The 6,330-nt window shown below is 64.3% G+C and carries 5 protein-coding genes; all 5 read right to left on the bottom strand.

Annotation, left to right across the window (positions count from 1 at the left end):
• Positions 1-51: 51 nt before the first annotated feature.
• Complete coding sequence (locus FEM54_RS21625; protein WP_138452912.1) at positions 52-1,308, bottom strand: NAD(P)/FAD-dependent oxidoreductase; 1,257 nt, start codon at positions 1,306-1,308, stop codon at positions 52-54.
• The gene (locus FEM54_RS21620; protein ID WP_138452910.1) at positions 1,305-2,885 is read right to left on the bottom strand and encodes an aldehyde dehydrogenase (NADP(+)); all 1,581 of its coding nucleotides are present in this window, start codon (positions 2,883-2,885) and stop codon (positions 1,305-1,307) included. Before FEM54_RS21620 ends, FEM54_RS21625 begins: the two co-directional genes overlap by 4 nt.
• Before the next feature lie 60 nt (positions 2,886-2,945).
• Positions 2,946-3,893 (bottom strand): dihydrodipicolinate synthase family protein, encoded by a 948-nt coding sequence (locus FEM54_RS21615; RefSeq protein WP_138452908.1) that lies wholly within the window; start codon positions 3,891-3,893, stop codon positions 2,946-2,948.
• 38 nt (positions 3,894-3,931) lie between these two features.
• On the bottom strand, positions 3,932-4,858 hold the full coding sequence (locus tag FEM54_RS21610) for a 4-hydroxyproline epimerase (protein ID WP_017138872.1): 927 nt from the start codon (positions 4,856-4,858) through the stop codon (positions 3,932-3,934).
• Between the two features lie 11 nt (positions 4,859-4,869).
• Positions 4,870-6,330 (bottom strand): APC family permease (locus FEM54_RS21605; RefSeq protein WP_138452905.1); only part of this gene is annotated, 1,461 nt, incomplete at its 5' end.

The raw sequence follows: 6,330 nt of genomic DNA, 5'->3' as shown, positions 1-6,330 counted from the left end.
CTGCGCAGCCCAACGCAGGGCAAGCCTGCTCGCCACAAAAACGGCAAAGACCTAAAAGCGCGCCAATCGGTAAGGGGCCAGGTCCGGCAGCACTATGCGCTTATCAAGCGTAACCAGTTGCACGACCATCTCCGCCGTCACCGCCGCCTGCGTCAACCCCAAATGCTGATGCCCAAACGCGAGCAGTACCTTGCCATCAGCCACCCGATCAATGATCGGCAGCGAGTCCGGCAGCGACGGGCGAAAGCCCATCCATGGGGTTGCGTCCCGGGTACTCAAGTCCTGGCGAAACAAGCCCTGGCTCAACCGGTGTAACTGCCAGGCGCGTTGCATATTGGCGGGGCGCTCCAGGCCTGCGAATTCGACCGTGCCGGCCAGGCGCAAGCCATCGTTCATGGGGGTCATGATAAATTTGCGCTCGAACGAGGTCACGGCAAAGGGCAAGCGCTGGTGTTCGTGGGGCAGCATCAGATGATAGCCGCGCTCGGTGTCCAGCGGGACCTGCTTGCCGGTGAGTGCAGCGGTGAGTTTGGCCGAATGGGCGCCGCAGGCGATCAGCACCTGGCGGGCGGTCAGGCTGCCTTGATCGGTCAGCAGCGATACGCCGTCCGACGCCAGGCGCCCATCGAGCACGCGTTGCTGCACAAACTGCACACCGCAAGCCTTGGCCGCGCTCACCAGTGCGCACACCACGCTGTACGGATCAATAAAATGCCCGGTGCCCGGGAAGAACAGGCCGCCCTGGATCGCATCGTTCAGTTGCGGCGCGGCCTTGCGTATTGCCTCGCCCGACCAGAAATCCACCGGCACATTCTGCTGCTGCATGCGTTGGCGCAATGCGTCGATGGCTTCCCCGGACGCGGCACGCTCAAATACCAGCAACGAACCCTCGGCGCGCAACAGTTGCGGCTGCTCAATGGCCTGCAGCAGACGCTGCCAAGCGCCCAGGCTGGCCTCATTGAGCGCACGAATGCCCGCCACCGTGCGCCGGTAGTTCGTCGGGCGCAGGTTGAGCAACAAGCGCACGAACCAGGGCAGCGCGCGTGGCAGGTACTTCCAGTCCAGGCGCAACGGACCCATAGGGTCCATCAGCATGGCGGGCAGGCGCTTGAGGATCGACACGTCGGCAATCGGGAACACTTGCTCGGTGGCCAAATGCCCGGCGTTGCCATAGGACGCGCCCATGCCCGGCGCCTGTGGGTCGATGACCACCACGCGTTGGCCTTGACGGGCCAATTGCAGGGCGCAGGCGACGCCAATGATGCCGGCGCCGATCACAGCGATATCAGCACGGTTGCTGTCGCTCATCGTTCAGGCCTCTCTCTCTGGCCGTCGAGCAAGCGTCGCAACAGCAGCGGGTTGGCGTGTTGCAGCGCAGCGGGCAGCAAGCTGTCCGGGAAGTCCTGGTAACACACCGGGCGCAGAAAACGCAGGATCGCTGCGGTGCCGACCGAGGTGCTGCGCGAGTCGCTGGTGGCCGGGAACGGGCCGCCGTGGACCATGGCGTCGCACACTTCCACGCCGGTGGGCCAGCCGTTGACCAGCAGGCGCCCGGCCTTGCGCTCCAATACCGGCAGCAGGGCTTGGGCGCGTGTCAGGTCCGCGTCGTCCAGGTGCAGTGTGGCGGTCAACTGGCCTTCCAACTGCTCGGAAACCTGGCGCACTTCTTCGTCATTGGCACACACCACGACCAAGGAGGCTGCGCCAAAGACTTCCGCCTGCAGATGCTCATTGCGCAAAAACGCGCTGGCCTGGGTCACAAACAGCTGCGCCTGGCCTTGATTCGGGCCTTGCGCCGCCAAGCCTTTGGCGGCGATTTGTGCGTGTTCGGCCAAGCTGCTGACGCCCGCTTCATAGGCCTGGAAAATACCTGGCGTCAGCATTGTCTGGGCGGCGCACGCCGGGAGCAACTCACTCGCCGTGGCGACAAAGCGCTCGAGTGCCGGGCCTGCGACCGCAATCACCAAGCCAGGGTTGGTGCAAAACTGCCCGGCGCCTTGGGTCAACGAGGCGACAAAACCTTGGGCCAACGCCTCTGCACGCGTGTGCAACGCCGCAGGAAACAGATACACCGGGTTGATCGAACTCATTTCCGCATACACCGGAATCGGCTCCGGCCGCGCTTGCGCCGCCTGGGTCAGGGCGATACCGCCGCTGCGTGAGCCGGTAAACCCCACGGCTTTGATACGCGGGTCGGTGACCAATGCGATGCCGACTTCGCGACCCGATCCATACAACAGTGAAAACACACCGTCGGGCAAACCGCAGTCTTTAACGGCCTTGGCCAGCGCACGGCCGACCAGTTCGCTGGTGCCGGGATGCGCGCCATGGGCCTTGACGATCACCGGGCAACCGGCGGCGAGTGCAGAGGCGGTATCGCCGCCCGCCACTGAGAACGCCAAGGGGAAATTGCTCGCACCAAACACTGCCACCGGCCCCAGCGCAATATGCCGCTGGCGCAGGTCTGCACGTGGCAATGGCTGACGCGCCGGTTGCGCGGTGTCGACGCGCACGTCCAGCCATTCACCGGCGCGCACCGTGCGGGCAAATGTGCGCAATTGCCCGCAGGTGCGGCCGCGTTCGCCCTGGATACGCGGGCGTGGCAGGCCGGTTTCGGCCATGGCACGTTCGATCAACTCATCGCCGAGGGCTTCAATGTTGTCGGCGATGGTTTCAAGAAAGGCCGCGCGTGCTGCCAGCGAGGTGTCGCGATAGCTGTCAAACGCCGCCCAAGCCAAGGCACAGGCCTGTTCGACATGCTCGCCAGCGCCGCCTGGGTAGGCGGGCGCCAGGGGCTGGTCGGTGGCGGGATTAATGGCCTGGATCGCTTCGCGATGGCCGCAGACTGCGTGCTGACCGATCAGCATCTTGCCCGTCAGAGTCATGGGGTGTCCTTGAAAAATGAGGGTTGGCCGCTGTGAGAACCACAGCGGCGCGCGAGGGTGTCAGGCGACGTTCTGTTCAGCCGACCAATTGGCGTACCACTGGCGGAACAGTGCGTACTGGTTTTCGGCATAACGCTGTTGGGCGGTGCTGAGTGCGTCGGTTTCGTTGAAGTGCAGGGCGTAGCCCTGGTCGCCGTTGAGCACCATCAAATGCTTGTAATACAGCACTAGGTCGCAACCCTCGTCGAAGGACGACAGCACGCCCAGCGCGGCTTCCAGCTCACGGGCCAGGCGCCGGGCCTTGGCGTCGCCTTTGGCGGCTTTTTTGCTCAGGGCGACCAGTTGCAGCACTTCGCGCGGCAGTGCGTTGCCAATACCGGTGATGGCGCCGGTGGCGTTGCAGTTGACGAAGCCGTGTACCACTTGGGTGTCTACGCCGACCATCAGGGTCACGGCATCGTCCTGGGAGGTGATGTTTTCTGCCGCGTAGCGCAGGTCGGCGCCGCCGCCGAATTCCTTGAAGCCGATCAGGTTGGGGTGTTCACGGCGCAGTTCAAAGAACAGCTCGGCGCGGGTGGCGAAGCCGTAATACGGGCTGTTGTAGATCACTGCCGGCAGGTTCGGCGCGGCCTTGAGGATCGCCGAGAAGTGCGCCTTTTGCGCGGTGGCCGAAGCGCCACGGGACAGCACGCGCGGGATTACCATCAAGCCATGGGCGCCGACCTTGGCCGCGTGGGCGGCGTGGGCCACCGCTTCACGGCTGTTGACCGCGCCGGTGCCGACGATGGTCGGCACGCCAGCGGCGACCAGGCGGGCCACGCCTTCCTGGCGTTCGGCTTCGGTCAGCAGCGGCCAGTCGCCCATGGAACCGCAATACACCACGGCGCTCATGCCGATATCGATCAGTTCACGGCCCTTGGCGACCAGGGCGTCGAAGTCCGGTTTGCGTTCAGGCGTGCACGGGGTCATCAGTGCCGGGATGCAACCGGTGAAGATGTTGTCGCTCATTGTTCTAACTCCAGCGTTCAGTTAAATAAGGCCCGGGCTCAGATGCCCCAGGCAAAAGGGTCCTGTTCGTCGATCAGCAAGGTGCTGTCGGCGGTCATGTAGGCGCGGCCGGTGATGAACGGGCGAATGCGCTCGCCATCCCATTCATAACGGCCTTCGAATTGGCTGCCGGTGATGCTGGCTTGCACCCAGGTGGCGCCGGGGGCGAGTTTGTCGTCAGCCGCCAGGCACGCGAGTTTGGCGCTGGTGCCGGTGCCGCACGGCGAGCGGTCGTAGGCTTTGCCGGGGCACATGACGAAGTTGCGGCTGTCGGCGTGGGCGTCGTCGGCGAACAGTTCGATATGGTCGATCAGTGCGCCGTCGGCACCGTGGATGCCTTGGGTTTCGAGGGCCTTGAGCATCGCCCAGGTGTAGTCGGTGAGGGTGTCGACGTTGTCCATCGCCAGCCTGTGGCCGTGCTGCGACACCAGGAAAAACCAGTTGCCGCCCCAGGCAACATCGCCATGCACCACGCCATAGCCCGGCACGTCCACCGGCACCTGCCGCTGATGACGGTAGGCGGGTACGTTGCGCAAGGTCACGGCGCCGTCGTCGTGCAAGGTGGCGGCTACCGGGCCGACCGGCGTGTCGATGGTGTGCACGCCGGGCGTTATGCGGCCCAAGTGGTGCAAGGAGGCGACCAGGCCGATGGTGCCGTGGCCACACATGCCCAGATAACCGGCATTGTTGAAAAAGATCACCCCGCAGGTGGCGCCTGGCGTGACCGGCGCGCAGTACAGCGCGCCGACCAGCACGTCATTGCCACGTGGCTCCAGCAGGCAGGCGCGGCGCCATTGATCGTGTTCGCTGCGCAAGGTGTGCAACTGGTCGGCGATGGTAGCGCCGGCGAGCGCAGGGAAGCCGTCCATGACCAGGCGCGTCGGTTCGCCGCCGGTGTGGGAGTCGATAACGTGCAGGCGCTTCATAACAGGCTCCATCAGTGAGTGGCTGGCGACAGTGGCGCGTTGTAATGCGCGTCGCTGACCGCTTCGCTTTCGTCGTCTTCGTGTTCCAGGCGCACCAGGTGCGCGGGCACGCCAGTGGCGGCGCCCCAGTAGTAAATGCCCAGGGCGCAGAGGGCGACGACCAGCGTGTCAAACGGGTGGCTGATCGCGCCGATACCGCCGAAACTGCCGAGCTTGGACAGCAGGATGGTCACTGCGTAGAAGCCGATCAGCCAGGCCGACGAGCGCACTTGTTGCTTGAGATTCAGGTGCGCGGTCGGCACCCAGCGTGCGCACAGCAGGTACACCACAAACATCAGGATTTGCAGGCCAAGCAGCCACGACACGGTGCTCCAGCCGGACCAGTAAACGATCAGCGCGGCGATGATGAACGACAGCGGGCCGAGCACCGCCATGCCCTTGACCCGGAACGGCCGGGCCATGCCGGGCGCATTGCGGCGCAGCGCCGCGACGGTCACCGGGGCCACGGCGTAGCTTAAGATCAGCGCCGCCGACACCACATTGATCAGTGCTTCCCAGGACGGAAACGGCAGGGTCCAGAACACCGACAAACCAAAGGTCAACCACAGCGCCGGGCGCGGGATGCCGGACTTCTCATCAATGCGCGTAAAGATCTTGAAAAACGTGCCGGTCTGCGCCCAGCCGTACACCACACGCGGCGTGGCATTCATGTAGATATTGCCGCAGCCGCTGGGTGAGATCACCGCATCGGCCACCACCAGGTAGGCCAGCCAACCCACGCCCAACGCCAGGGCAATATCACGATAAGGCAGCGCCAGTTGCTTGCTGATACCCGCCCAGCCATCGGCCAGCATCTCGGTCGGCACGCCACCGAGGAAGGCGGTTTGCAGCAGCACATAGATGGCAGTCGACAGCAGCACGGAGAGGATCAAGGCAATCGGAATCGTGCGTTGCGGGTTCTTTACTTCACTGGCCACCGAGATGATCGGCGTGAGGCCCAGGTAGGCAAAAATCACTCCGCCGGCCGACACCGCCATCTCGATGCCCGACAGGCCAAACGGGGCAAAACCCTGGGTCTGGAAATTCGCCGGTTTGAAGAAGGTGAACAGCACACCAATCACCAGCAGCGGCACGATGAACTTGAATACGCTGACCAGGTTATTGGCGATGGCGAAGGTCTTCACACTGCGGTAATTGAGCACAAAGAACAGGCACAGCAGTGCAAATTGCACCAACCAGCCCAGGGTGGTCGGGTCGCTGGAACCGACCTTGGTCAGCTCGGGAAACCAGGCCGCGGCGTATTGGCGCGAGGCGACCACTTCGATCGCCACCAGGCTGGAGAACGCGATCAGCGTGATAAAGCCCATCAGGTAGCCCAGCAGCGGGCCATGGGAATACACCGGGTAACGCACCACGCCACCGGCGCGGGGCAGGGCGGCGCCGAGTTCGCAGTACACAATGCCCAGCAGCAG

This window comes from Pseudomonas edaphica (genome assembly GCF_005863185.1).
Taxonomy (GTDB): Bacteria; Pseudomonadota; Gammaproteobacteria; order Pseudomonadales; family Pseudomonadaceae; genus Aquipseudomonas; species Aquipseudomonas edaphica.
The sequence above is the reverse complement of the archived record's forward strand: the minus strand, read 5'-3'. Positions and strand labels throughout refer to the sequence as shown.

Bases quoted from the DNA above. Each gene is read 5' to 3' on its own strand.
- FEM54_RS21625 (WP_138452912.1), bottom strand. From the start codon at position 1,308: ATGAGCGACAGCAACCGTGCTGATATCGCTGTGATCGGCGCCGGCATC.
- FEM54_RS21620 (WP_138452910.1), bottom strand. From the start codon at position 2,885: ATGACTCTGACGGGCAAGATGCTGATCGGTCAGCACGCAGTCTGCGGC.
- FEM54_RS21610 (WP_017138872.1), bottom strand. From the start codon at position 4,858: ATGAAGCGCCTGCACGTTATCGACTCCCACACCGGCGGCGAACCGACG.
- FEM54_RS21615 (WP_138452908.1), bottom strand. From the start codon at position 3,893: ATGAGCGACAACATCTTCACCGGTTGCATCCCGGCACTGATGACCCCG.